Source organism: Pseudomonas arsenicoxydans, assembly GCF_006438915.1.
Taxonomy (GTDB): Bacteria; Pseudomonadota; Gammaproteobacteria; order Pseudomonadales; family Pseudomonadaceae; genus Aquipseudomonas; species Aquipseudomonas arsenicoxydans_A.
The window spans coordinates 138,766-165,192 of sequence record NZ_RCZE01000008.1; the positions used below are offsets into that span (position 1 = coordinate 138,766).

A 26,427-nucleotide genomic window follows, 5' to 3' on the forward strand; every position below is an offset into this window, starting at 1 on the left:
GAGCGGGCTTGCTCGCGAATGGCGTCACCGCGATCGACCTGACACACCAAGGACCTACCATGGCAAACCAACACTTATTCCTGGGCATCGACTGCGGCACCCAAGGCACCAAAGCCATTGTCCTCGACGCAGTCAGCGGCCAAGTGCTGGGCCAGGGCGCCGCCGCCCACACACTGATCAGCGGCGCCAATGGCCGCCGTGAGCAGGACACAGATCAGTGGCTGGAAGCCTTCACCCTCGCGACCCGAAACGCCCTGCTCGCCGCCAACGTCGACGGCCAGCAGATCCTCGGCATCGGCGTCTCCGGCCAGCAACACGGTCTGGTCCTGCTCGACGATCAGGGCCAGGTCCTGCGCCCCGCAAAGCTCTGGTGCGACACCGAATCCACACCCGAAAACGACCGCCTGCTGGAGCATCTGGGCGGTGAAAAGGGCTCACTCGAGCGCCTCGGCGTGGTCATTGCACCCGGCTACACCGTGTCCAAACTGCTCTGGACCAAAGAGCAGCACCCCGAGGTCTTTTCCCGAATCACCCGCATCCTGCTGCCCCACGACTACCTGAACTACTGGCTCACCGGCCGCCCTTGCAGCGAGTACGGCGACGCCTCCGGCACCGGTTATTTCAACGTGCGCACCCGCCAGTGGGACTTACAACTGCTGCGCGACATCGACCCCAGCGGGCGCCTGCAAGCGGCCTTGCCGGAGTTGATCGACGCCCATCAAGCCGTCGGCACGATCCTGCCGAGCATCGCCGAACACTTGGGCATCAATCCGCAAGCGCTGGTTTCAAGCGGCGGCGGCGACAACATGATGGGCGCGATCGGCACCGGCAACATCAAGCCCGGCGCGATCACCATGAGCCTCGGTTCGTCGGGCACCGTTTACGCCTATGCCGATCAACCAAAAGTCAGCGCCGATGCCTCAGTCGCCACTTTTTGTTCCTCCAGCGGTGGCTGGCTGCCGCTGATTTGCACGATGAACCTGACCAACGCGACGGGTGTTATTCGCGAGTTGTTCGACCTGGATATCCAACAGTTCAACGTTTTAGTCGCGCAAGCCCCCATCGGTGCCGAAGGCGTGAGCATGCTGCCGTTCCTCAACGGTGAACGCGTTCCCGCCCTGCCCCACGCCACCGGCAGCCTGCTGGGGTTGACGATGACCAACCTGACGCAGGCCAACCTGTGCCGCGCAGTGGTGGAAGGCACAACCTTCGGTTTGCGTTATGGGCTGGACCTCTTGCGCCAGAATGGCTTACAAAGCCGCAGCATTTGCCTGATCGGCGGCGGCTCGAAGAGTCCGGGGTGGCGACAGATTGTCGCCGACATCATGAATACGCCCGTGATCTGCACCGAACAAAGCGAAGCCGCCGCCCTCGGCGCGGCGATTCAGGCGGCGTGGTGCAGGTCCTGGGCAAACGGACAGGAACACAGTCTGGCGGACCTGTGCGAGCGCTGCGTCAAACTCGACCTGGCCAGCGAAACCTTGCCGATTGCAGAAAATGTAGCGGCCTGTCAGCAGGCCTACGAACGCTATCAACAGCATGTCGCAACCCTTTAAAGAGTGAACAATTATGTATCTGGTGTGTGGCGAAGCGCTGTTCGATTTCTTCAGTGAAGAAGATGCCAGCGGCCTGGCTTCAAAAGTGAATTTCAAGGCGATTGCCGGCGGCTCGCCGTTCAATGTCGCGGTCGGTTTGCGTCGCTTGGGCGTGGACTCGGCACTGTTTGCCGGACTGTCCACCGACTACCTCGGCCGGCGTTTGCAGCAAGTGCTCAAAGATGAAGGCGTGCGCCCGGACTTCCTCGTGGACTTCGCCGCACCGACGACGTTGGCGATGGTTGCGGTGGGCGCCAACGGCTCACCGCATTACAGCTTTCGCGGTGAGGGCTGCGCGGATCGTCAGTTGAAACCGGAACACCTGCCGGAACTGGGGCCTGAAGTGCGCGGCCTGCACATCGGTTCGTTCTCGCTGGTGGTGCAACCGATTGCCGACACGTTACTGGCGCTGGTGCAGCGAGAAAGCGGTACACGCCTGATCAGCCTTGACCCGAATGTGCGGCTCAATCCTGAACCGAATATAGACCTGTGGCGTAAACGTATCGCGACGCTGGTCGAGTATGCCGATCTGATTAAAGTCAGCGATGAGGATTTGAGCCTGTTGTATCCCGAACAGGATCCGCAACGAGTGATTGAAGGATGGTTGCAACATCGCTGTCAGCTGGTGTTCCTGACCCGTGGTGGCGAAGGCGCGACGGTGTTTAGCCGGGTTCATGGTTCGTGGTCGGTGCCGGCCAGTTCGGTGAAGATTGCCGACACAGTGGGGGCTGGCGATACGTTTCAGGCGGCGTTGATTACCTGGTTGACGGAGCAGCAGCTGGATTCTGTCGAGGGCGTTCAATCCCTGAGCCGCGAGCACATCGATGGCATGTTGAAGTTTGCCGTGCAGGCGGCGGCGTTGACGTGCAGCAAGACCGGGCCGGATTTGCCGTATCGGCATCAGCTGGATCTTCATTGAGGCTAATGGCCCCTTCGCGAGCAAGCCCGCTCCCACATTTGATAATCACCGAACACAATATCTGTGTTTGCTGGAGATCCAACGTGGGAGCGGGCTTGCTCGCGAAGGCGGTATCACTTACACCGCCAATCCCAGCTATTCACCACTTCAAGAGCGGCACATCAAGTGAGTATTCCCCCGCATTCACTGGCCAAAACCGTGCCACTAAGGGTTCTCCCGATACCCTAAGCCCCCCACACCTACGCCATTTGCGCCTTGAACGAGGCCGTTTAATCCTGCACCATCCGCCCCAGCTTATCCAAAGGACGGAATTCAAGGCATGCTGGACGCTAATGCAACCCATATTTCCCTCGCGCTGGAAGGCGTTTCCGCCGACCTGCAAGTCCTCAGCTTCGTCGGTCGCGAAGCCCTCAACCAGCCGTTCTGTTTCGACATCGAACTGGTCAGCGCCCGCCCCGACCTGAAACTCGAAGAGATCCTGCACAAACCCGGTTGCCTGACCTTCGGCGCAACCGGCAAAGGCCTCATCCACGGTCTGGTCTATCGCATCGAGCAAGGCGATTCGGGCAAAAAACTGACCCGCTACAGCATCAGCCTGTGCCCGCAACTGGCCTACCTGCGCCACAACCACGACCAGCAGATCTTTCAGCATCTAAGCGTGCCGAAGATCATCGCGCAGGTCCTGGAAGCGCGCGGCATCCTTGCGGACGCGTACAGTTTTCAGCTCGGCGCGGTTTACCCGGACCGCGACTACTGCGTGCAGTACGACGAATCCGACCTGCATTTCATCCAGCGTCTGTGCGAAGAAGAAGGCATTCACTTCCACTTCCAGCACAGTGCCAGCGGCCACAAACTGGTGTTCGGCGATGATCAGACCGTGTTCCGCAAACTCGCGCCCGTGGCCTACCAGCAAGATTCCGGCATGGCCGCCGAGAAACCCGTAATCAAGCGTTTCAACCTGCGCCTGGAAACCCGCACCAGCCGCGTCAGCCGTCGCGACTACGACTTTGAAAAGCCACGCATCCTGCCCGAAGGCGCCGCCAAGAGCGGAGTCGCCCCGGACCTCGAAGACTACGATTACCCCGGCCTCTTCCTCACGCGCGAACGCGGCAAACAGTTGGCGGCCCGCGCGCTGGAACGTCATCGCAGCGATTACAAACTCGCTGAAGGCAAAGGTGACGAACCGACGTTGGCCAGCGGCCACTTCCTGGCCCTCAGCGAACACCCACGCGCCGAATGGAACGACCTCTGGCTGTTGCTGGAAGTGGTTCACGAAGGCAAACAACCGCAAGTGCTCGGCGAGAACATCACCAGCGACGTCACCCACAACAAAGACGATTTCCACCAGGGCTACCGCAACCGCTTCCTCGCCACGCCGTGGGACGCGCACTACCGCCCTGCCCTCGAACACCCGAAACCGCAAGTCCTCGGCAGCCAGACCGCCATCGTCACCGGCCCGCCGGGCGAAGAAATCCATTGCGACGAATACGGTCGCGTCAAAGTGCAATTCTTCTGGGACCGCGACGGCCAGGCCAACGACAAAACCAGCTGCTGGCTGCGCGTCGCCACCGGTTGGGCCGGCAGTGCCTACGGCGGCATCGCCATCCCGCGCGTCGGCATGGAAGTGCTCGTCACCTTCCTTGAAGGCGACCCCGACCAACCACTGGTCACCGGCTGCCTCTACCACAAGGAAAACGTCGTCCCCTACGACCTGCCGGCGAACAAAACCCGCAGCACCTTCAAGACCCTCAGCTCACCAGGCGGCAAGGGCTACAACGAATTTCGCATCGAAGACAAAAAAGGCGCCGAACAGATTTATCTGCACGCCCAGCGCGACTGGGATGAAAACATCGAACACGACCAGAAAATCCTCGTCGGCAACGAGCGGCACGACACGGTCGAGGCCAATGTCTTCAGCGAGTTCAAGGTTGAAGAACACCGCATTACCCATCTGGACCGCAAGACAGAAGCGCGGGCCGATGATCACCTGACGGTGGCGGCGACCCAGCATGTGAAGGTCGGCACGGCGCAGTTTGTCGAGGCAGGTGAAGAGATTCACTACAACGCTGGCGACAAGGTGGTGGTTGAAGGCGGGATGGAACTGACGGCCAAGGCTGGCGGGAGTTTCGTCAAGGTGGATGCCGGGGGCGTGACGATTAGTGGGGCTGAGGTGAAGACCAATTCGGGTGGTGCGCCGGGTTCGGGGAGTGGGATTCAGATTCTTCCGCCGATTGTTCCGGGTGCAGCAGCGGCTGCCGCAGCAGGGAAACTGCTGAGTGCTCCGCCGGTTGGCAAGTTTAATGCGGTGGCGAATTCGGAGCCTAAGGAAGTACGTCCGGCTGAGGAGGAAGAGCTGGAGGAAGAGGAAGAAGAGGTTGAGCTGGAAGAGATTACGTTGCGGATTGGGATGTTCTTTGATGGTACGGGGAATAACCGCAGCAACAGTGAACGAGTGTTTGGCTGCTTCGCGCCGGATGTGAATCTGGAGGAATCGGCTGAGGATATTCGTCAGTTCTGCGCGGCACATGGTTATGACGGCAAAGGGAGTTCGCCGGATAACAGTTACGGGAATGACGTCAGCAACGTGGCCAGGCTGTATGACCTTTACATAGACCAAACGGATGAAACTCTGCCTATCGATGCAAAAACGGCGAGTGTGCCTGTTTATGTGGACGGTATTGGTACCAGTAGCACCGGAGCTGACTCCACTTTTTCGCAAGGCACAGGTATTGGTCCGCAGGGCGTAAGGACACGAGTTGAAGAAACACCTCCACTTATTCTTAAGGCTATCCAAGCCTTCCAGGACAGTAATCCCGATAAGCGCGTAGCGAAAATCGAGTTCGATATTTTCGGATTCAGTCGCGGCTCAGCAGCGGCAAGGGACTTTGCAAATGAAGTATTAAAGGGCAACCAAAGTATCCTCGCCAAAGCATTGCCTTTGGGGTCACCGGTACTGGCTGACAGTTTTGCCTGGGTACCACATTCCGGCGTTTCCATAAATTTTATAGGGGTTTACGACACTGTCGCAGCCATTGCCAATCCGCTTGTAGGGGACTGGAATGGTAATAACGCTTATAACCCTGGAATCAATATATTTTTGGCACCTGATGCAGCGAAAAAGGTCGTGCAATTGGTCGCTCGAAATGAGCGTCGCTATAACTTTGCCCTCAACAGTCTTGGGGCGGCCGATATTTCCCTGCCTGGCGTGCATTCGGACTTGGGTGGTGGCTACTTACCTAAAGCATCCGAACGGATTTTACTCAGCAAACCGCGTAGTAGTGCGGTCGAAGAGAGGACATCTTTCGTTGAAGCCAACAGTTACAAACGTGCCCAACAAGACCTGCGTCGACTTCAAGATCAGCTGGCCCAATATAACCTTTCTTTGGAAATCCGGACGTGGGAAGTGCCATTTCGTACCACTGAGAAAAACAATAGCAAAAACATGAAATACGTTTATGCCGCGGTTAGCAGCCAGCGCGAAGTCCGTAGCGATTTGTCTTTGATCTATTTACGGATCATGCGCGAACTGGCCGTGGAAAATGGAGTGCCTTTTGGACATATCCCGGAGAAAAATCCAAGATTTGCGTTACCTGCGGAGCTGGTCCCCATCTCCGAAAAATTAATGGCCTATGCCCAGGGGCAAAGAAAAACGACCGGGCTAACCTCACAGGAGGAGGAACTGCTTTTCCAGCGCTATGTTCATATCTCCGATAACTGGAATGCTGCTAAAAGCCGAAATAATAGTGACCTGAATATCGTTTTCATCAATCGGCCAGACAAAAACTCTGTGCGCACGGTGCATCCAAATGAGTAATTTTATACGTATTGCGCTTGTCGCCTTACTTATCAGTGGCTGTACATCTGCTAACAGCAATTCAATGCCTTACAAAGCTTGGCGTTTGGGATTCTCGGCCCCCGCCTACATGGAGGTCTGGATCGAGTCGGCTGATGTGGTGGATATTCAGGGCCAGGTATATCCACGTGCGATGAGCGGCAACGCCTCAATACTAACTCCCCCCAACAATTCCGGCGATCCCCGCGGCTGGCCAAAAAGAGCTGGTTGGGGGAAAGGTAAGTACGTAACAGGGGCAGACTTGCCCAAACAGATCTATGTTCGTTGGCAGTCGCTGGTTGAGCCGCAAACTTATCAGATGGTCATTAATATACCCGAGGCGACTAGGGAGATCATGCGCAAGGGCGAAAACGTTTTCTGCACCGCCGACGGAAAATGGATCACCGGATATCGTGAGGCAATAGCCATAAGACTTGTCCCTGGAGGTATCGCCAGAGTCTGGGTAGGCGGTCCTTGCATGACGCCGATCGAGGTCACAACGGTAAAAGCGGTGATTGACCCACGTGGTCCCTATGAAGGTAAGTCTGGCGGTGAGTACGACTCAATCTCCGATGAATCAAAAGCCTACGTCGAAAAATTTGGTGTGCCCTATGATTCTTGGAAGTGACAGCGCGAAAGCAGTCATATGAGTAGTTTCTTGCGAACTACAATTTGCGCATTTTTGCTCACTGGATGCACATCTGCCTATAGCGGGCCATTACCTTATGATGCTTGGCGACTGGGCTTTTCCGCACCTAACTATATGGAGGTCTGGATCGAAACAGCTGATGTAATAGATATCCAGGGCAACGTCTATAGACGTGCCATGAGTGGCATCGCGGCCATGCAGACGCCCCCCAATAATTCTGGAAATCCTAAAGGTTGGCCCGCAAGGCCCGGCTGGGGTAAAGGTAAATACGTAAAGGGGGCAGATCTGCCGAAAAAAATCTATGTTCGCTGGCAATCACTGGTTGAGCCCCAAACATACAAAATGGCTATCGACATTCCCGAGTCAACCCGAGAGATCATGCGAAAGGGTGAAAAGACTTTCTGTGCTGCCGCTGGGAAGTGGATTACGGGCTACCGCGAGGCAATTGTGGTTGGTCTGGCCCCTGGCGGCATCGCCAAAGTTTGGGTACTCGGTCCCTGCTTGACACCAATTGAAGTGACCAGAGTACAAGCCGAAGTTGATCCACGTGGACCATATGAAGGGGAATCTGGGGGAAAACACCGCCCTCTGTCAGCGGTATCACAAGCTTATGTTGAAAAATTTGGTGTTCCGTTTGGTTCTTGGTAGCAATAGATCCTGAGCGGTCCAATGAATAGCTATTTGAGAACTACAATTTGCGCATTTTTGCTCAGTTGTTGCACATCTGCCTATAGCAGGTCATTGCCTTATGACGCTTGGCGACTGGGCTTTTTCGTGCCTGACTACATGGAGGTCTGGATCGAAACAGCAGACGTTATAGATATTCAGGGAAATGTCTATGACCGTGCCATGAGCGGTAACGCCGCTATACGGAGCCCTGCCAACAGCACTGGCGATCTTAAAGGTTGGCCTGCAAAGCCTGGATGGGGGAAAGGCAAGTATGTTCTGCGAGCGGACCTGCCAAAGCAAATCTATGTTCGTTGGCAGTCATTGGTCGAGCCCCAAACGTACCAAATGACCATTGATATTCCCGAGTCAACCAGAAAGATAATGCGCAAGGAAGAAAAGGTTTTTTGCGCCTTTGATGGTAAATGGATAACAGATTACCGCGAGGCATTGGTCATAGGCCTTGCGCCTGGAGGCATCGCCAAAGTATGGGTAATCGGTCCTTGCCTTCCACCCATAGAGGTCACACGGGTACAAGCCGAAGTTGATCCACGTGGGCCGAATGAAGGTAAATCTGGCGGGCAATACGACCCGCCCTCCGCTGTATCAAAAGCCTACATCGAAAAATTTGGTGTGCCATATGGTTCTTGGTAATCGTGACTCAATACAAAATCCAGCGCCTGCGAGCGCTGGATTGTTTTATATAGGTCAGTCGTCAGACCGGCGCCTTCCACCCCATCATTCGCTGTTGCGCAACCGCTAACAGGTCAAACCCATCCTGTGTCAGCAAGTAAAGCGCGTGAGTAATGTGCGGAATATCTTGAACATCGCTGTGTCTGAAACATAGGCAATGAAGCGTTTCAAGTAGCTGGGTAGAGGCTCGTACGCGCTGTAACCCGGCTTCGAATATGTCTTGGGGGTTGGCTTCGGTGTCGATCAGCAAAGGACTTGAATCGGTAACGCCGCTGTTGAGTGAACGATAGCGATCTGGAAACGGTTTGAACGTTGGCATAGTAATTACTCGGTTGTTTGTAAAAAAACCGCTAACACCGTGACCAAACGGTGGGAGGCGGACTGTGTACAGGCTTGGTCAACCGAAACAACCATCGGCTCGCTCGAAAGCGTCCGGCACACAGCCGCCATAACTACTCGACATGAGGACGTAGAAGTCCGCGGGGCGAATAATGGCACACTTAAGTGCGTTGTTTCAGGTGACCAAACCCGATCGCTGATTTTGCAGCGAGCCCAAACAGTAATCGCTCCTCCCATCAGGCGAAAGTCGATAAGGCGTCTGGCTCTGTAGGACCAGGCCGAAGACTCCGTACCCCCTTTCCTAACGAAACATCCGTCAGACACCGCCCCTCGCGACAGGCGGCGTTCAGGTGGGTTAACCATCGCTTAACGCTGCGGTCCAAAACTCTACTGGACCGCACGCCCTCAGGCTCCCCTGATGCCCAGTGCGGCAGGTTTGATGTTGATCGTCGAACTGACTTCCGTCTGCACTGGAGATCGTCACATGAACACTCGCATGCTGCTCCTTGCCTCCGCCCTCGCCTGCACCGCGTTTGCCGGGCTTGCCCAGGCCAACGACACATCCACGTCCAAAGCCACGCCCTATCACTACGGCATGGCGCTCAATGTCGGCAAAGTCGTGGCGCTGACAGAGCCGACGACCAATGAATGCAAAGTGATTACTGCCGACATGAAGTACATCGACACGTCGGGCAAGCCCGAAGAAATCAGCTACAAGAAACTTTCCGACGCGTGCAGTTTGCAAAACTGACGGAAAGGTCTGATTCGAAACCTGGCGGTTTTACTGTGAGGGTTCTGGCGTTATGCTTTAGCGCCTCCCTCACTGCCGCAAGGATTCGCTATGCAGTTGTCGTTTCGTACGTTATCGATGTTCACCGCCGCCCTGTGTCTGGTGCTGGCGCTGGTCTGGGGTTTGATGCCGGACTGGCTGCTGGCGATTTGGGGCCTCGAGTATTCCTCAGCGACAGGCGTTGTTTCGCGGCGCATCGCCGTAGTATTCGTGGCGTTGGGGTTGATCTTTTATTGGGTTCGAAACGAGCCGCCCTCCGTCATCCGCAGCGCATTAAGCAGCGGTTTTATGGTCGGCTGTTTCGGTCTGGCGGCACTGGGTTTCGGCGAATGGCTCAACGGCCATACCGGACCGGGCATTTTGCTGGCGGTATTGGTGGAGCTGGCGCTAGGCCTGGGATTTCTTCAGACCCGGCGCCTGTCGGTAGAACTCGAAACAGCCGGTTAAAGAGCCCTCGCCCGATGTGGAGAAAAGAGCTCAGCATGTTTTTTGGTGCGCAGCCCGGCGATCAATTCGTTGATTTCCCGACAGCCATTCAGCCCCTTTGCATCAATCCCGGTCACGTGCAGATCCAGCAGATCGGTCTTGCCGTCCGCGTACACTTTTATCGTCATCAATAAATCCGGGGAGAGCGTGCACTGGCAACGCTTGGGCAAAAAACTGTTTTCGATGATGTTGCGAAGTTCCAAGGCAGAAAGAAACATGGCGACCCCTCCTTTGTGAGACAGCCAATTAACAGTCGACGCTGGCTCATGTGCAGTCCCGGCCAGATTAAGAACAACTGAAGCATAAAACATGCCTTGAATTTCGCCGTGCAGTTCATCGGCAAATCAATGATTTAGCCGCAAGACTTAATGAAACTACCGTGCAATCTGCATGAAGACCCGCGAAAGGCGTTGCAAATTGCCGTCTGATAGCGCCGGGTTTGCATTGGGGCCTGAGCGCAGTAAGAATGGCGCCACAAATTGAATACAAGCAAGGAGGCATCATGGGTTCTTTGACCTTTACCACGGCTGTCGGACTAATGGTTACCGGGCTGTCGACCATCGCCAACGCTGCAGCACTCGAAACCGTCGCCCCCTTCCCAAAGCCTGAAAGCGGTTTTACCCGCCAGGTCATTCATCTTGCCCCGCAAACGAAAGAAGACGACTTTCAGGTCGAAATCCTTGCCGGTAAAACGTTGACCGTGGACTGCAATCGCCAACGTCTGGGCGGCATGCTTGAGGAGAAAAACCTCGAGGGTTGGGGCTACCCGTTCTACCGACTGGATAAAGTCATCGGCCCAATGAGCACGCTGATGGCCTGCCCGGATGGCAAGAGCAAAAAAGACTTCGTACCGGTGGTCGGCGACGGCTTCTTGCTGCGTTACAACAGCAAGCTGCCGATCGTGCTGTATGTGCCAAAAGACATCGAAGTGCGCTACCGGATCTGGTCGGCGTCGAGCACCATAGAGAAAGCCGTTCAGGAGTAACACCTTCGTGCCTCACGCCGGGACGCCGCTGATGGCGGCGCGCTCGGCCACGTGGCGCAAACTGTCGAAGTTAATGTTGGCCCCTGAATCGATGGCCACCAGTGTCTGGCCACAGGCACCGGTTTGCGCGACGTATTTTTTTATTCCAGCCACGGCCAGCGCGCCCGACGGTTCGGTAATCGAGCGGGTATCGTCGTAGATGTTCTTGATCGCGGCGCACAGTTCGTCATTGCTGACCGTCAACACCTCATCGACACAAAACCGGCAAACGTCGAAGCCATAAGCGCCGACCTGCGCTACGGCCACACCATCAGCGAAGGTGCCAACGCGCGGCAGGACAACTCGCTCATGCGCCTGTAGCGCTGCCGCCAGACACGCTGAATGCTCTGACTCGACACCAATGATCCGCACTTCAGGTCGCAGGTATTTGACGTACGCGGCGATGCCGGCGATCAAACCTCCACCGCCCACCGGCACAAAGATCGCGTCGAGCGGGCCTTGATGCTGGCGCAGGATTTCCATCGCCACGGTGCCCTGCCCGGCAATCACGTCCGGGTCGTCGAAGGGCGAAACAAAGGTGCGACCGGTTTGTTCGGCCAGGTTCAGCGCATAGTCGAGGGCGAACGGGAAACTCTCGCCGTGCAGCACCGCCTCGGCCCCGCGACTTCGAACCCCCAGCACTTTCAACTCCGGCGTGGTCAGCGGCATGACGATGGTCGCGGCAATGCCCAAGGTTTTCGCCGCCAGCGCCACGCCTTGGGCATGATTGCCCGCTGACGCAGTGATCACGCCGCGTGCCTTTTGCTCGTCAGTGAGTTGCACCAACTTGTTGTAGGCACCGCGAATCTTGAAGGAAAAGGTCGGTTGCAAGTCCTCGCGCTTGAGCAGCACCTGATTACCCAACGCCTCGGAGAGCGCCGGTGCCGCTTGCAACGGCGTGCGCACCGCCAGCTCATACACCGGCGCGGCGAGGATCTTTTTTACGTAATGCTCAAGCAAGGTCTGCTGGGCGAGCGTGCTGGTCATGGTCGTCTCCTGGCTGTGTTCGGGGCCCGGGAGACAGAAAGTAAAAACCCGCCTCTAGGGCGGGTTGGGTGCTGCAGTCGTGAGCTAGCCCGCCAGATAAGGAATGGCGGTAATAATGCTTGGCTGGCAGCGCAATACGGTGGAAGTCATGGCTGGAAATTAGCCTTATGGGGGATGGCAAGTCAATGGCCAATTTTGGTTGGCTTGTGTAGGGTGCTGGCTCTGCTCATTGTCCAAGGAAGGAAACATGAAGTCTGTCGCCCTGCCCCTCGTTGCTTTGATCGCCTTTGCCGGGTACACCGTATCGGTGATGCTCCAGGCTGAACAGTCGTTGATTGATTTTGGGCTCAGCCTGATGTCGCAGCCGGACACGGCGCAGGTGGTGATTGATCTTTACCTGCTGGCGACGCTGGCGGGTGTCTGGATGTACAAGGATGCGCGCACACGTGGGCGGTCGGTTGGGGCGGTGATTCCTTATCTTTTGATTACGGCGATTTTTGTGTCGGTCGGGCCTTTGTTGTATCTCGTCGTTCGGGGGCTGCAGGATCGGAAAGTGTGTGCTTGAGATTGCCTTCGCGAGCAAGCCCGCTCCCACATTTAACCGAGTATTTCCCGGTGGAACTCGGTCGAATGTGGGAGCGGGCTTGCTCGCGAAGAGGCCGGACCTGCCACCCTATTCACTTAGCCAAGCGCCTGAGCCCCAACACCATCACCCCCGCCCCCAGTATCATCGCGCTCAGAAACATCGGATACGACACCCACCACGGCGTGCCCGCGGTCATCATGCTGAACTCGGACATGCCGCCAATGCTGGCGATCAGGTTCAACGGCAGAAACACCACGTTGATCAGCGTCAGTTTGCGCAGCAGGTTGTTCATGCTGTTGTTCATGAGGTTGCCCCGGGCGTCAATCAGCCCGGAGAACACCGTGGAGTAGATTTCCGCCTGTTTGTAGCACTGGTTGTTTTCGATGATCAGGTCGTCGATCAGGCTGATGGCTTCGACACTGAAGTGTTCCTTGGCCGCGTGATTGCGCAGCCGCGTCAGGACCGCACCGTTGCTGTGAATCGCGTTGATGTAATAGATCAGGCTCTCGCTGAGGTTGAACATCTGGATCAGATGCTGATTCTCCATTGAGGCGTTGAATTTTTGCTGCAACTCCCGGGCAACCAGCTTGATCACTTTCAGGTGACCTAAATAGTGATGGATGTTGTTGAACAGCAGGTCAAGCAAGACATCCAGCGGCGTGTTCAACCGCTGCCGGGTGCCGAGCCCGTGCAGCGGGGAGTCGTCAGTGGCGATCACCAACAACCGGTGCTCACAAAACAACAAGCCACAGGACGACACCTCAAACGCCAGGCTGTCGGCGCCGGAATAGTTTTCCGGGCGTTTCCAGATCAGGAACAAATTGTCGGGATGAAACTCGATGCGCGACACCTCGTCCGGGTCGAGGGCCGACGCCAAGGCGTGTTCATCGAGCTTGAAGTGGCTGTGCAACAGGTCGCGCTCAGCGGCATCCGGATTGCTGAACAGCATCACTTCGGCGTCCAGCCTTTCGACTGATTGCAGGGCGCCGTGGGTCAGTTGAAAGCTCTTGATCATCGAGCGATCACCAGGCCTGGCCGCGACGCTTGAGCTCCAGCCGGCGGACGAACTCTTCCAGCACCAACGAATACAAATCGTCCTGCAGGTAGGCGTCCTCGATACCGGCGTCCATGTTCGGGTTGTCGTTGACCTCAATCACCACCACTTTGTCGCCGGACTGTTTGAGGTCAACGCCGTACAGTCCGTCGCCAATCAGGTTGGCGGTTTTCACAGCCAGTTCCACCACCGCTCGCGGGGCTTCGTGGACTGCCAGGGTGCGGCATTCGCCGTTGATGTCCTGACCTTTGGCCTTGTGGTTGTAGATTTGCCAGTGGCCCTTAGACATGAAGTACTGGCAGGCAAAGATCGGTTTGCGGTTGAGTACGCCAATGCGCCAGTCGTACTCGGTGTAGAAGAATTCCTGCGCCAGCAACAGCACCGAGTGCTCGAAAAGTTCGGCGGTGGCTTCGAGCAACGCCTGCTGGCTTTCAACCTTGATCACGCCACGCGAGAAACAACCGTCAGGGATCTTCAGCACCAATGGGAAACCCAGACGTTCACCGACCCGCTCGAAATCTTCCGGTCGCTCCTTGTAGAGAATTTCGGTGGCCGGCATGCCGAGCTGATGACTTTTGAGCAGGTCAGTCAGGTACACCTTGTTGGTGCAACGCAGGATCGAAGCCGGGTCATCCATCACCACCAGCCCTTCGCTCTCGGCTTTCTTGGCAAAACGGTAAGTATGGTTATCGACGCTGGTGGTCTCGCGAATCAGCAAGCCGTCGTATTCGGCGATTCGCGCGTAGTCCTTGCGCTCGATCAGTTCCACATCGATGCCCAAGGTCTTGCCGACGCGTATGAAATTATCCAGCGCCTTTGGGTTGGACGGGGGTAATGCTTCTTGGGGATCGTGGAGGATGGCCAAGTCATAACGGGCCAGACGCCGTGAGCGCGGCATGCGCCAGATCTTGCGACTGAAACTGTCCAGCGAGTGGGCGAATTGATCTTCCTGATCTTCTCGCAACTTATGCAAGGCGCCGGACTTCACGCCTTCAATGTGCCAACCGTTAGTTCGACGAAACTCAACTAACAATATCGGACATGGGAATACTTCAAACAACTGCCGCGCCAAGTCCTGCAATGGCTCAATATTGGTTTTGCCGAAATACAGGGTCAGGGTAAAACCTTCGGTGTCGCTGTAGAGATGATGCGTAAGGGCCTTTTCCAGAGGCTTTTCCAGATCATCGAGCGACAACCCATACAAAGATTTTTTGGTCAGTTCACTGATGGTCCGCACCGACGGAATGACCTTGTGCCCCCGCGCTTCCGCCAGCAACGAGCAGTAATAACCGTGCCCCAGGTACTTGTAGGTGCGGCACAGGTTGATCACCTGGACCCGTTTGCCTTGCCCGTTGTGGTGAGCCTTTTCGAGGTATTCCTGGGCGGTGACGATGTCTTCACTGGGAAAGTAGGAGGCCCAGTCTTCCTTGCGTTCGACGATGATAATCAACTGGCTTGAAGTGCTGACTGCTTCATTTAAAAAAGTTGCCGCCGGCGAAGTTTGCTCGGATACTTCGCGCCAATGACCTTGTACCGCTGACATAGTGATTGATCCGTTGGAGAACAAGACCTTTCCTATTAAGCACGAACTTTTTCGAAAGTCCCGTTTCGTTACGCAACTTTTACGGCGGTCATATGAATCCTGTCTTTCGCTTGGCAGTAGTTGAAGACTTACCTGCGTTATTGGCACTTGAACAGCAATGTTTCACCACTGACCGGCTCACCAGTCGCAGCTTCCAATGGATGATCACCCGGGCTCACGGGCAATTGCTGGTTGCTTCGCGCGACGAGCAGCTGGTCGGTTACGTCGTGGTGTTGTTTCATCGGGGCACGTCGCTGGCGCGTCTCTATTCGATTGCGATTGCCGCCGAAGCGCGGGGCAGCGGATTGGGCAAGCAGTTGCTGCAACGCATCGAGGCCTGTGCGCTGGAACACGACTGTGCCTACGTGCGGCTGGAGGTGCGCACGGACAATCCTGCGGCGATTGCCCTTTATGAGCGCAACGGTTACCGGCGTTTCGCGCTGATTCATGACTATTACCAGGATCATGCGGATGCGCTGCGGCTGGAGAAGCGCATTCTCCAGCACCATGATTCAAGAAACATCAAAGTGCCGTATTACCCGCAGACCACTGATTTCACCTGCGGCCCGGCCTGCTTGATGATGGCCATGGGCGCGCTGCAAAAAAACCGAAAACTGGAGCGCCGCGAAGAGCTGCAAATCTGGCGCGAGGCGACGACCGTGTTCATGACGTCAGGTCACGGCGGTTGCAGCCCGCAAGGTTTGGCGTTGGCCGCATGGAATCGCGGATTTGGCGTGCGTTTGCAACTGAGCATGACGGGGCCATTATTTCTCGATGGGGTACGTGATGAGCATAAAAAAGACGTCATGCGTCTGGTGCACGAAGAATTCACTGCGCAGTTGCAGGCTACAGATATGGAACAGGTGATCGGCGGCCCGTTGGACTTGCCGCGCCTGCTGAACGACGGCGGCCAGCCGCTGGTGTTGATCAGCAGCTATCGGCTGACGCGCTCCAAATCACCGCATTGGGTCATCGTCACCGATCGCGATGAGGAGTTTGTTTACCTGCATGACCCGGACGTCGACCACAGCCAACATCGCCAGCCCATGGATTGCCAGCATCTGCCGGTGAGCCACGGGGAATTCGAGAAGATGAGCAGCTTTGGCCGGGGCAAACTGCGGGCGGCGGTGATCATCTACAAGCGAGATAGCTAAGCAGCGCTGCCGAACTGTGGCGAGGGGGCTTGTCGGAACGCTGCATCGCCCCGTTCGGCGGCGAAGCCGTCGCAAGACCTGACAGCAACTTACGTCTGGAAGAATACAAAGGGCTGCTTCGCAGTCCAACGGGGCGATGCGGCGTTCCGACAAGCCCCCTCGCCACAAATACGGGTTACTTCAGGCCAACCCTGTACAACGCGCCGTCGTCTTCATCGGTCAATACATACAAATACCCATCCGGACCTTGCCGTACATCGCGAATTCGCGCCTTGAGTTCACCGAGCAAGCGTTCTTCGTGAACCACCTTATCGCCATCAAACTGCAAACGGATCAACTCCTGGCTCACCAGCGCACCGATAAACACATTGTGCTGCCAGGCCTTGAAGCGATCCCCGTCATAGAACGCCATCCCGCTCAACCCCGGGGACTTTTCCCAGACATGGTGCGGCGCAATGGTGCCTTCGACGGTCTTGCCCTTGGCTTCCGGGATCGGATCGCCGGAATAGTTGATGCCATTGGTTGCCAGCGGCCAGCCGTAGTTTTTGCCGCGCTCGATGATGTTCAGTTCGTCTCCGCCTTGTGGCCCGTGTTCGTTCTCCCAGAGAACCCCGGTCCAAGGGTTGAGCGCTGCACCCTGCGGGTTACGCTGGCCATAGGACCAGATTTCCGGGCGCACGCCGGATTGACCGACAAAGGGGTTGTCGTCCGGCACCTTGCCGTCCGGGTAGATCCGCACGACTTTGCCTTGCAGCTTGTCGAGGTCCTGAGCGGTTGGCCGGACATTGTTTTCGCCGAGGGTGATGAACAGATAGCCGTCACGATCGAACACCAGACGCGAACCGAAGTGGTTGCCGACAGAGAGCTTCGGCTCCTGGCGGAAGATCACTTTGAAGTCCTTCAGGGTTTTCAGGTCTTCGGACAATTGCCCCCGGCCTACCGCCGTACCCGCCTTGTCACCCGCGCCGCCGCCCTCGGCATATGACAGATAAACGGTGCGGTCCTGCCGGAAGTCGGGTGACAGCACCACATCCAGCAAGCCACCCTGCCCTTTGGCCCAAACTTTAGGTACGCCATCAATCGGGTCGGAGTGTTTGCCGTCAACGCTGACGACGCGCAGGTTACCGGGCCGTTCGGTGACCAGCATGCCCTTGCGATCCGGCAGGAACGCGAGCGACCACGGGTGTTCCAAACCCTTGGTGACCGTGGTGACTTCGAGGGTGCCCTGTTCGCTTTGCAGATTCTGAACCGGTTCCGCGAAAACGAGCGCAGAGGTGATCAATGCGCTGGCACACAGCGTGGCCAGGAGGGTTTTACGCAACATTCACGATTCCTTTTGTCGTTCCGGCTCAACGGTTGCTGGTGTCTGCATCTCGCTGAGGTGGATTGGGAATGAATTTCGGTGGGCTGGCGGGGGCCGGTTGGCTTTGGGGATAACGATTGCCGATGCCGCCGTTTTCCAGTGTCGGTGGACGCGGCACCGGCATGGTGTTGGGCCCGCGAATGGCCGGAGCGCTGGATTGAGAGCCTTGCATGCTGTTCGGGTTGGCGCGGCGAATCGGGCTGTTGTAAGGATTGCTCGAAACCCCCGTCGGGCTTTGGGCCAGGATCAAGGATGACGAGGGTGATGCCTGGGTAACACCGCTCAGCGCTAGCAATGCGATGCAGCCGAGCACATATCTGTTCATGAGGTGAGCCTCTCGACGTGGTTAGGGTCTTCGATATCACGCTACGCCCAGGGTTCGGATTTGTTAACTAAAACCTCCTTCACAAGATGTAACACGAGACGACCACCCCGCCAGGCCGGGCTCTGCAACCCGCTGAAACTTTTGCGCCAGACCACAGGTCACCTGAACATCACTCGCGAGAAGACGACCATGGCACGGGCAATCTGGAAAGGCGCAATCAGTTTCGGGCTGGTGCATATCCCTGTGGCGCTGGTCTCGGCGACGTCGTCCCAAGGGGTGGATTTCGACTGGCTCGACAGCCGCAGCATGGAGCCGGTCGGGTACAAACGCGTGAACAAGGTCACGGGCAAGGAAGTCACCAAGGAACACATCGTCAAAGGGGTGCAGTACGAAAAGGGTCGGTACGTGGTCCTGAGCGAAGAGGAAATCAAGTCGGCGCATCCGTTATCCACGCAAACCATTGATATATTTTCCTTTGTCGACAGCGAGCAGATTCCCTTGCAAAACATCGACACGCCCTACTACCTCGCGCCGGATAAACGTGGCGGCAAGGTGTACGCGTTGTTGCGTGAAACACTGAGCAAAACCAATAAAGTTGCCCTCGCCCATGTGGTGCTGCACACACGCCAGCACTTGGCGGCGTTGATGCCGCTGGAATCGGCGATGGTGTTGGTGATGTTGCGTTGGCCGGCGGAAGTCCGAAGCCTCGATACCCTTGAATTGGGCAGCGAAGTGACCAAGCCCGAACTGGCCAAGGGTGAACTGGATATGGCCAAGCGTCTGGTGCAGGACATGAGTGCTGACTGGAAACCTGAAGACTACCGCGACAGTTTCGAAGACAAGATCATGGCGCTGGTCGAGAAAAAGGCCAATGAAGGCAAGATTGAGGATGTCGAGACGGCGACGGGTGAAGAGGAGCGCAAAACGGCGGATGTGATTGATTTGACTGAGTTGCTCAAACGTAGCCTGGGAAGTAAAGGTGCCGGGAAAGCCAAGCCGGCAGCGCAGAAAAAAGCGACCAAGACTTCGCGGGGCTGATTGATTGTTTTGTGGTGGCTGTCAGGGCCTCTTCGCGAGCAAGCCCGCTCCCACAGGGGATTTGTGTTCGCCGCGAATCAAATGTGGGAGCGGGCTTGCTCGCGAAGGCGTCAGACGCCATCGCACTAAATTCAGATCAACACAAACACCGCCAGCAACCCGCCAAAAATCGCCCACTTTTCGAGGTAATAAAGTTTGCGATTACGCTTCTTCAGCGCCTTGCCCCGCAAACGAATCTTGTAGATTTTGTTGAACAAACGGTTAATCCCCCCCGTCCTGTCACCCTCGTCATTCGGCGAACCCGCCGCCGACATCACATGACGGCTGAACCACCCATTAAACGCCGCCGCCCAGCGGTACTTCATCGGACGCTCGACATCACAGAACAGAATAATCCGGTTCTGTTGCGTGGTGTTCTGGGCGTAATGAATGAACGTTTCGTCGAACATCACCGCTTCACCATCGCGCCAGTGATAGTTCTGGCCGTCGACGTTGATGTAGCAACCGGCATCGTTCGGCGTCTCCAGACCCAAGTGATAACGGTAAGAACCGGCATAAGGGTCACGGTGACGAACCAGTTTCGAGCCCGGCGGCAGTTCGGCGAACATCGCGGCCTTGATCGAACCGATCCCCTGGACCAGTTCAGTGGTGCGCGGGCAGAGTTTCATCGCTGAAGGATGGCTGTCGCCGTACCACTTCAGGTAAAAACGCTTCCAGCCCGTCTTGAAGAACGAGTTGAAGCCGACGTCGTTGTATTGTTTCGAGCGCTTGATCTCCCCGGCCTTCAGCAAGTTCTGGCCTTCGGCGCGGATGTCTTCCCAATGTGTCTGCAATGGGCTCAGGTCAGGGAAATCTGCCGGATTGAGATAAGGCTTGCCGGGGATTTTCGAGAACATATAAAGGAAGCAATTGAGCGGCGCCAGAAACGAAGAGTGGTCACTCATTTGGCGGCCCAGCTTGTGGCGCACGCGACCGCGCAGGTGGACGTACGCAATGGAGGCAATGTAAATAAGGGCAATGGTCAGTTTCACAGAAGTCGTCACACGTCAGAAGTGAACAAACTGCCTTCCCGGCCAACCCATCCGCCAAGGGTCTTGTGCAGCGTCTGAAAATAAACAGCGGTCCCGATAGCGCGCCCTTGAGCCTGCGCCGGCTCTCGGCATCGGTTGTAAAATCGCATTTTAGCCGCTCTCTGTAACAAATAATTAGCCTCCAGATGTGAAAATCCGTCCGCTGATACCGTCAATGCGCCCGAGCGGTCTCAACGCCCTATCGTTTAGAGAGCCAGACCAGTACAATCGCCGCCAAACATTACGCGCCCCCCTTGGTTGATGACGGGAATGAACCCCGTCTCAGCGCACTTCGACTCGGGCCAAGCGCTCCATATGCTGCTGTCCACTTATTGCCAGATGGACCTTCCGCTTCTGACCGGGATGCATTTCCCGTGGTTTGAATACCGGAAACGGGTACTGAATCGGTACTGCCGCAACCCTAGCTACTCTGAATGCTTCGCAGGAAAAACCTTTGATCTCTACAGCTAACATCACGATGCAGTCTTAACGGCGCTCTGATGATACGCGGTGCGCCGTAAAACAAGGGCTTCACGCCTCGCTATCACGCATCAAACAACGCAAAAAAACACCGGTTGGTATCAAATCTGGTATCAGCCGTGTCCCGCCATTCGGCGTTCTGCCGCTCAAAATATTCTTTTAAGGATTCACCTACATCACAATCAAGCCCGGCAAGGGTTAGATTTATGTACCGAGCTTAACCTGAGCATCGAACGTGGTTCGATGTCTTTAGAGCTCAATACTAGACCGAAAAATAAAAAAGTGCTTTCCAGAAAAATGAAAAGCTTAGCCATTCGCCTAAAAAATTTTACCGCACCCACTATAATTCTAGGTAGTCCGGTACTAGGACTCTTCATCTCTTTACTCCTACTTACCGAAAGTAGGTTTTTTGACGCATACATAATTTTTATAGCCGCCGCTTCATTTTCTACTGTTGCTTTCGCTTTATGGGCAATCTTAAACGGAAAATGAAAGACGCTAATTTTTAATAAAATGCAACCAACAAACCGCAAGTCCGCTCTAAATAGCCGCGCAAGGCGACTAGGTAAAGACTGCTAGCAGAGTTCCTGCTAGCAGCCTTATGTTTACAGTTGAATTTTAGTGACAGGTTTTAATATGGCTTGCGAATAGGCCGTTAAAGCTCCATGGAGTCATTCCAGAAATTAACCGCTGCCGTTTGAGCATTGGTACGGAATTTCCAAATTATGTCTGGATTTACAAAATCTGCGGTTCGTAGATCGCCCACCCCACCTTGAATAGAATGAAGCACTGCGGATGCAGCGTTTACGCCCGAATACAGTGGCCCTTCGATCCAGCCATCGAGGAAGAAAGCTGACTCGCCGGCAAGGAAAACTCTACGGTACTGCGCAGGAATAGCCTCCACGCCACCTTCCAGGTACCGCGCCGGGCTGGCGATCGTGTATTGAAATGCAAGAATCGCATTGTAGTTATATTGCCCTGCCAGCAAGAGCCTGAAGGCGCCCTGGAAATATGCTTCATTATGCCATTCAATCTTGAATGTATTGTCACCCCCTATGCCAGAAGCAAGCATTTTATTATTCAGCACGTCACCAAAATCGTTCGAGTTGGTGGTGCCTGGGGTGTTTGAAGACATCCCAACATAACTAAGAGTTAGCTGATTTGTGGCCAACTCATATTGAGCGTCGTCAATGGTACTGGGCTTTTTCGGAATCGGTAATGGCAATGGGTGATAACGCAGCGCGTCAAAGCCATTTTGGTAAGTCAACAGTACTGAACACTTGGAACCATCCGAGTTTGGAAATATTGCTGTTTGACCAAGATGACGGTCAGTGACGATCCATTTAACAGGTTGGTCAACACCATTAATGTCAGTTACTTTCGGCCACTCTGGGCTTTCCAGATAAGAGCCTTCAGTTGCAGCCCAAATTTTGGTTGACGGATAAAACTCTACGTTTCGAATTGATTCCCGGATCTGCTTCGTGTAAAGCGTCAATGGATTACTCAGGTCCACCCCAACATTGGCAAACGGACGACGACTTTGCGGAGCTGGGAACAGATTAGTATCACCACCATCTAGCAACGTCGGCTGCATCATTGCAGGGTTACTCGTTGCAACGATGACATAATCAAATACCCTCGACGTGACTTCACCCGTGCTTGGATCTACATAGCTGAGAGTCACCTTATCCGCCGCACTTACCGGCCGGCTGATATCGAAAGCTGCGCTCATGATTAGATTTTCAGCTGGAAGCCCGGCATCGACGCTCAACTGGAAGAAGGACTCGGCGAAACCTGAAGAGGTGAACTCAGGCCCCCACCGATAAAGTGCCTCGTAGTCCCAGAGGTCGTAGCGAATGAAATCAACCATTGACGTCGGGAAGTCTTGCCCCATTCCACCGGTGCCAAACCCTACGGCCTTAAACAACCTCACATCGCTTTCGGTCCAATTGGCGAGAGTGTCTGGCCCTTGAAGCCTTGTCCGCACAAACATCTCCAGACTTACCTTGTCGAATTTATCGATAATGGCAGTCCAATATGCAAATAGGTATCCCTCCTCTTCGCTGGTGAGGGTTAATTTTTTAAGAGTTGTAGCTGCCTCGGTCAGCCCCCAGAATACTTGAGGTGCCACTTCAACTGTCGTGTCCGCCAAAAACACTTCGTCAAAATCAGCTCCTAGCTTATCGACACGCGCAGGCAATCCGAAATCCTCTGAAGCAGGATCGGAAATCCAATACGCAGTATTGCCCTCAACGTTTAGAGCGGTTGCTACGATGCCTGGATTAGGGAACGGCTGAAATGTGGGGTTGGGATTATCAGTGTTTTCAACAGTCTTTTTAAAGTAATGCCACATCAGTTTTGCAGTGTCAGGGAACCGCATTGCCCCCATTTCAGCGGGGTCTGCGTCTTCTGCCTGACCACTAAAATTCTCGGTGAAACATCTCCCACCAATACGACCTGACGCTTCAAAAATCGTCGGGCGTAGCCCGCACCGCGTCAGCTCATAGAGCGCGCAGAGCCCAGCCATCCCGGCACCAATGATCGCGACTTCTGTCTGTTGCTGTGCAGCATTTAAAGTCGCGAATGGAGCGGCGTTGTCCCGTACTGTTGTGGCGTAGTCAGCAGCAAACACATCGACGATGCGAGTCACCCCAGTATTTAGCGTATCCAAATCAATTGGAGCCGACAAAACGCGTCGTCGTTTGCTCATTGGAGCTACAGAGTTTACAAAACCACCAAACGCATCATATGGAGGAAACGGCATAAATTATCTTCCTTTTTCATAGAGTGGAGAACTTGCAGATAGTCCATTAACAACTAGAAGCCGAAAACAAACACCATTACAAGGCGAGAGAACCCCACCCTGCAATCAAACTGTTATTAGCTGATTCCAGCAATCCAATGACAAGTGCAAATGACCTACAACAGCATAAGAGATGTTGCTGAAATACTCTTTCGAAGAATTTAAAACAACAACTTACGAAAGAACACTCTAGCCAAGAGCAGACCACATAACGGTATATCCTTTATTTCAAAATGCCAAGCATTAAGTTTCGACATACCAAATACGAAATTTAAGGATTTACCTACATACTTTCGCCAACTCAAGCTCGTTAGATAACTCCGCAGTGAATAATCAGCTTTTCTGAACCCGGTCGCAACGGCGGCGTAGTAGAAACAGGGCGTTCGGCACTGGAGCATGCAACTTAAATAATCTTTCTGGCACAAGGCGGGTGTTTAACGCCACCCAACATAGACCACCCACAAAAACGTGGCGCTTGCAGTAACCATAAATAACAACAAGGAGCTCTTACATGCAAGCAGCACAAATCCTAGCTGTACCATTTCGAAACTCTGAACTCCTGCTGGTCGATCACGACGATCAACCTTTTGTCCCAATGAAACCCGTTGTCGAGGGAATGGGACTGGACTGGAAAACCCAACATAGAAAGCTCAGCTCTAGTCGATTCATCTCAACCATGGTTGAAAAGACCTTGGTTGCTGCGGATGGCAAGCAACGGTCTATGACCTGCCTCCCGCTTCGCAAGCTCACTGGATGGCTTATGTCAGTCCATCCGAACAAGGTAAAACCCGAACTGCGCGCAGGCATAATGGCCTACCAGAGCGAGTGCGATGATGCTCTATGGTCATATTGGAATAATCAACGATTGCAGCGCACCCAACCGCCAACCCCTCATCAACTCGATCCTGTCAGCTATATCGCGAATCAACGCTTTCTCGTCTCCTACGATAGGGACGGAGTCCCTCGCGCAACCCCTGTAGGATTTGAAGCTATCGTGCTCGATCCAAGCGATCCTGAGCAATTGAGACATGTGCTGATGGAGTCGGTACCAGGAGAACTCCTGCCTGACTTGGTTGATGCTTGCATGGCCCAAATCAGAAAGATACTTTCGTAATTCATGCTGAAATGCCCGCGCCTCGGCCCGGGCAATCCGGCGCCTGAAGATTTTTCAGGATTTACCTACATGAAATATTTCGCAAGCAAAATTAGGTTAACGGGTGCTCTCAGCAAATTATCTGTGCGCGTGGATATGGACGCAATATGTAGACTTAAGGAAAGTAGATGCTAGTGCTCAATAGAAAAAATCATAAAGCCATCATCATCAACGAAGAAATTATAGTGAGAGTTATTAGCATCCGCGGAGACAGCGTGCGGATTGGACTCGTGGCGCCAAAGCGTATAGAAATACATCGCGAAGAAATCTACCGGCGCATACCGAAAGATAAAAAGCCTCTTTTGAGTTCGCTCCCTGGAGACGTCGGGTGCACGTCATGACGGGGCAACCTGAAAAGGCTAGCAGAGGGCCGTTGCTTATTTCCCAGACTCAATCCATCACAACCGCACAACTGAAGTCTTACGCATCCCATAAATGTGAAGGTCCTTGCGCAGGTTGCGGCGATAGAAACTGGACGTTCCCAGAGAAACTGGGCAAGCCTGCTCTCCACCCGAGTGACTGCCTAGAGAACCATCCTTTAGCAGATTGGTCGTTTCAAATGGCGTGTCAAAATTGCGGCGGCATCAGGCTAATCTATGCCGGCTTTGTATGGCGATTTCTCTTTGACTCCGATACTAATGACCTTAAAAATCCACCAGACTGTGTCCTGACCGAGGACTGCGTCATTAAATAACCAAAATATATCGCCCGAATAAAGCCACGCCATGTGCGGGGCTTTACCCGCTAACTTATTATTCATAGCCTCTTGCTAAAAGCCCAAATTAAGTTGAACAGAATCGCCACCCACTAAAATCATATAAAACGAAGCGAATTTTATCTATAAACACTTAACAGATAATTAAACCTCAGGAAAAAAATTGTTAAATAGAATCCGGAATTATTTTTGGAAAAAGCAAATTCGTCAATACAAATGTAAAGTAGCAGGAGGGATATCATCACTGCACAAAAGGGCTACGCTTATATTGGAAGAGGAGGTCTCGCTCGGGCATATTTTAATTGAATCCAAAAAATTAGAAATCGGTGCGCACACCTACATTCGAAGTGGCTGTGTGCTTTCGGACGTTTCGTCTATAGGGAGGTTCTGCTCTATTGGAAAAGGGTGCATCATCGGCCAAGGAAAGAGGGGGCATCCTACAGACTGGCTAAGCTCGCACCCCTTTCAGTACACAAATACCGGACTATCTTTTACCCCGGAAGCTGCAAATGTAACGATTGGAAATGATGTATGGATTGGTCATGACGCGATGATTCTTGAAGGAGTAAGCATAGGTACAGGTGCTATTATCGCAACCCGCGCATTAGTCACTCGTGACGTGCCACCATACGCTATTGTCGCTGGGGCTCCAGCGAATATAGTAAGATTTCGACACGCCGCAGATATTATTGTAATGCTGGTAAATAGCAAATGGTGGAATTGCGATATTAAGCTTCTCAAAAATCTTCCACTAAACGATCCGAAAAATGCATTATCCATGTTGGGCGACTCACATAAAGAAAACCCTGCCCGCTATAAAAAAATCGAGCTAACACGAAATAAATTTGTTGTTTTGCATTGATTTTATTTTGATGTTGCTCCGTCCAGCCAAATGACCTGCCTCCGTATTTGCATGGAGTTGACCAGCCATTTACATTGCCACTGACCAGTCAATTGCATTCATGCTGACCAAGCGTTTGCATTCGAATTGACCAGCAGATGCCGTAGTGACGACCGGCAGGAGACGGCCAAAAGCAGAGGGTGGCTGGAGCAATGGCAAATGTGCACCTATGCTTGGTTTTGCTGGAAAACTGATCAAGGTGACTGTACTGCTCAAACAAGGG

24 protein-coding genes and 1 pseudogene are annotated in these 26,427 nt (G+C 54.4%); 16 read left to right on the forward strand and 9 right to left on the reverse strand.

Translation table 11 applies throughout. The features are described from left to right. The first annotated feature begins 59 nt into the window (after positions 1-59). The 6 genes from xylB (at position 60) to EAH78_RS18040 (ending at position 8,315) form a co-directional block, all read left to right on the forward strand. Positions 60-1,556: a xylulokinase gene (xylB, locus tag EAH78_RS18015; protein WP_140668702.1), complete on the forward strand. Its 1,497-nt coding sequence runs from the start codon at positions 60-62 to the stop codon at positions 1,554-1,556. Between the two features lie 13 nt (positions 1,557-1,569). Further along, a complete protein-coding gene (locus EAH78_RS18020; protein WP_140668703.1) occupies positions 1,570-2,514 on the forward strand; it encodes a carbohydrate kinase family protein in 945 nt (314 codons plus the stop codon). Between the two features lie 319 nt (positions 2,515-2,833). After that, positions 2,834-6,328 (forward strand): type VI secretion system tip protein TssI/VgrG, encoded by a 3,495-nt coding sequence (tssI, locus tag EAH78_RS18025; protein ID WP_140668704.1) that lies wholly within the window; start codon positions 2,834-2,836, stop codon positions 6,326-6,328. Beyond that, positions 6,321-6,974: a DUF2931 family protein gene (locus EAH78_RS18030; protein ID WP_140668705.1), complete on the forward strand. Its 654-nt coding sequence runs from the start codon at positions 6,321-6,323 to the stop codon at positions 6,972-6,974. The genes tssI and EAH78_RS18030 overlap by 8 nt, the downstream gene beginning before the upstream one ends. 18 nt (positions 6,975-6,992) lie before the next feature. Then, entirely contained in the window at positions 6,993-7,643 is a 651-nt protein-coding gene (locus EAH78_RS18035) for a DUF2931 family protein (protein WP_140668706.1), read from the forward strand. 21 nt (positions 7,644-7,664) lie between these two features. Continuing rightward, complete coding sequence (locus tag EAH78_RS18040; RefSeq protein WP_140668707.1) at positions 7,665-8,315, forward strand: DUF2931 family protein; 651 nt, start codon at positions 7,665-7,667, stop codon at positions 8,313-8,315. A 61-nt stretch (positions 8,316-8,376) separates the two neighbouring features. On the opposite strand, the gene EAH78_RS18045 is transcribed toward EAH78_RS18040, so the two are convergent. Further along, positions 8,377-8,673 (reverse strand): hypothetical protein, encoded by a 297-nt coding sequence (locus EAH78_RS18045; protein ID WP_140668708.1) that lies wholly within the window; start codon positions 8,671-8,673, stop codon positions 8,377-8,379. Between the two features lie 504 nt (positions 8,674-9,177). Between EAH78_RS18045 and EAH78_RS18050 the strand changes: the two genes are divergently transcribed. Beyond that, a complete protein-coding gene (locus EAH78_RS18050; protein ID WP_140668709.1) occupies positions 9,178-9,444 on the forward strand; it encodes a DUF2790 domain-containing protein in 267 nt (88 codons plus the stop codon). Between the two features lie 90 nt (positions 9,445-9,534). Then, positions 9,535-9,930 carry a hypothetical protein gene (locus tag EAH78_RS18055; protein ID WP_140668710.1) on the forward strand — a complete coding sequence of 132 codons (396 nt, stop codon included), beginning with the start codon at positions 9,535-9,537 and terminating at the stop codon, positions 9,928-9,930. Here the strand turns inward: EAH78_RS18055 and EAH78_RS18060 are convergent. Beyond that, entirely contained in the window at positions 9,927-10,187 is a 261-nt protein-coding gene (locus tag EAH78_RS18060) for a DUF1652 domain-containing protein (RefSeq protein WP_140668711.1), read from the reverse strand. The two genes, EAH78_RS18055 and EAH78_RS18060, sit on opposite strands and share 4 nt — an antisense overlap. 284 nt (positions 10,188-10,471) lie before the next feature. Between EAH78_RS18060 and eco the strand changes: the two genes are divergently transcribed. Beyond that, positions 10,472-10,954 (forward strand): serine protease inhibitor ecotin, encoded by a 483-nt coding sequence (gene eco / locus EAH78_RS18065; RefSeq protein WP_140668712.1) that lies wholly within the window; start codon positions 10,472-10,474, stop codon positions 10,952-10,954. Positions 10,955-10,984: 30 nt separating this feature from the next. On the opposite strand, the pseudogene ilvA reads toward eco, so the two are convergent. Then, positions 10,985-11,980 (reverse strand): annotated as a pseudogene (gene ilvA, locus EAH78_RS18070) (threonine ammonia-lyase, biosynthetic); the annotation flags it as partial. Between the two features lie 247 nt (positions 11,981-12,227). Between ilvA and EAH78_RS18075 the strand changes: the two are divergent. Continuing rightward, entirely contained in the window at positions 12,228-12,545 is a 318-nt protein-coding gene (locus tag EAH78_RS18075; protein ID WP_140668714.1) for a DUF2834 domain-containing protein, read from the forward strand. Positions 12,546-12,657: 112 nt separating this feature from the next. Here EAH78_RS18075 and EAH78_RS18080 read toward each other — a convergent pair whose 3' ends face one another. Both EAH78_RS18080 and EAH78_RS18085 read right to left on the reverse strand, forming a co-directional pair. Next, on the reverse strand, positions 12,658-13,581 hold the full coding sequence (locus EAH78_RS18080; protein ID WP_140668715.1) for a magnesium transporter CorA family protein: 924 nt from the start codon (positions 13,579-13,581) through the stop codon (positions 12,658-12,660). A gap of 7 nt (positions 13,582-13,588) precedes the next feature. Continuing rightward, positions 13,589-15,163 (reverse strand): RimK family protein, encoded by a 1,575-nt coding sequence (locus EAH78_RS18085; RefSeq protein WP_140668716.1) that lies wholly within the window; start codon positions 15,161-15,163, stop codon positions 13,589-13,591. A 92-nt stretch (positions 15,164-15,255) separates the two neighbouring features. Between EAH78_RS18085 and rimI the strand changes: the two genes are divergently transcribed. Next, the gene (rimI, locus tag EAH78_RS18090; protein ID WP_140668717.1) at positions 15,256-16,356 is read left to right on the forward strand and encodes a ribosomal protein S18-alanine N-acetyltransferase; all 1,101 of its coding nucleotides are present in this window, start codon (positions 15,256-15,258) and stop codon (positions 16,354-16,356) included. 175 nt (positions 16,357-16,531) lie between these two features. Here rimI and EAH78_RS18095 read toward each other — a convergent pair whose 3' ends face one another. Both EAH78_RS18095 and EAH78_RS18100 read right to left on the reverse strand, forming a co-directional pair. Continuing rightward, complete coding sequence (locus EAH78_RS18095; protein WP_140668718.1) at positions 16,532-17,680, reverse strand: PQQ-dependent sugar dehydrogenase; 1,149 nt, start codon at positions 17,678-17,680, stop codon at positions 16,532-16,534. A 25-nt stretch (positions 17,681-17,705) separates the two neighbouring features. Next, positions 17,706-18,044, reverse strand: a complete 339-nt coding sequence (locus EAH78_RS18100) for a hypothetical protein (protein WP_140668719.1) — start codon at positions 18,042-18,044, stop codon at positions 17,706-17,708. 189 nt (positions 18,045-18,233) lie between these two features. Here EAH78_RS18100 and EAH78_RS18105 point away from each other — a divergent pair, with 189 nt between their 5' ends. Further along, a complete protein-coding gene (locus EAH78_RS18105) occupies positions 18,234-19,082 on the forward strand; it encodes a Ku protein (RefSeq protein ID WP_140668720.1) in 849 nt (282 codons plus the stop codon). A gap of 131 nt (positions 19,083-19,213) precedes the next feature. Here the strand turns inward: EAH78_RS18105 and lpxO are convergent, their stop codons facing one another. Continuing rightward, positions 19,214-20,113, reverse strand: a complete 900-nt coding sequence (lpxO, locus tag EAH78_RS18110) for a lipid A hydroxylase LpxO (protein ID WP_140668721.1) — start codon at positions 20,111-20,113, stop codon at positions 19,214-19,216. Positions 20,114-20,662: 549 nt separating this feature from the next. On the opposite strand from lpxO, the gene EAH78_RS18115 reads away from it, so the two are divergent. Further along, a complete protein-coding gene (locus tag EAH78_RS18115; RefSeq protein ID WP_140668722.1) occupies positions 20,663-21,124 on the forward strand; it encodes a hypothetical protein in 462 nt (153 codons plus the stop codon). Between the two features lie 163 nt (positions 21,125-21,287). On the opposite strand, the gene EAH78_RS18120 is transcribed toward EAH78_RS18115, so the two are convergent. After that, positions 21,288-23,396 carry a flavin monoamine oxidase family protein gene (locus EAH78_RS18120; protein WP_140668723.1) on the reverse strand — a complete coding sequence of 703 codons (2,109 nt, stop codon included), beginning with the start codon at positions 23,394-23,396 and terminating at the stop codon, positions 21,288-21,290. Positions 23,397-23,946: 550 nt separating this feature from the next. Here EAH78_RS18120 and EAH78_RS18125 point away from each other — a divergent pair. From EAH78_RS18125 to EAH78_RS18135, 3 genes are all read left to right on the forward strand, one after another. After that, positions 23,947-24,549: a phage antirepressor N-terminal domain-containing protein gene (locus EAH78_RS18125; protein ID WP_140668724.1), complete on the forward strand. Its 603-nt coding sequence runs from the start codon at positions 23,947-23,949 to the stop codon at positions 24,547-24,549. A gap of 167 nt (positions 24,550-24,716) precedes the next feature. Next, a complete protein-coding gene (csrA, locus tag EAH78_RS18130) occupies positions 24,717-24,929 on the forward strand; it encodes a carbon storage regulator CsrA (RefSeq protein ID WP_140668725.1) in 213 nt (70 codons plus the stop codon). Between the two features lie 537 nt (positions 24,930-25,466). Then, positions 25,467-26,165 carry a CatB-related O-acetyltransferase gene (locus EAH78_RS18135; RefSeq protein WP_153269294.1) on the forward strand — a complete coding sequence of 233 codons (699 nt, stop codon included), beginning with the start codon at positions 25,467-25,469 and terminating at the stop codon, positions 26,163-26,165. Positions 26,166-26,427: the final 262 nt, after the last annotated feature.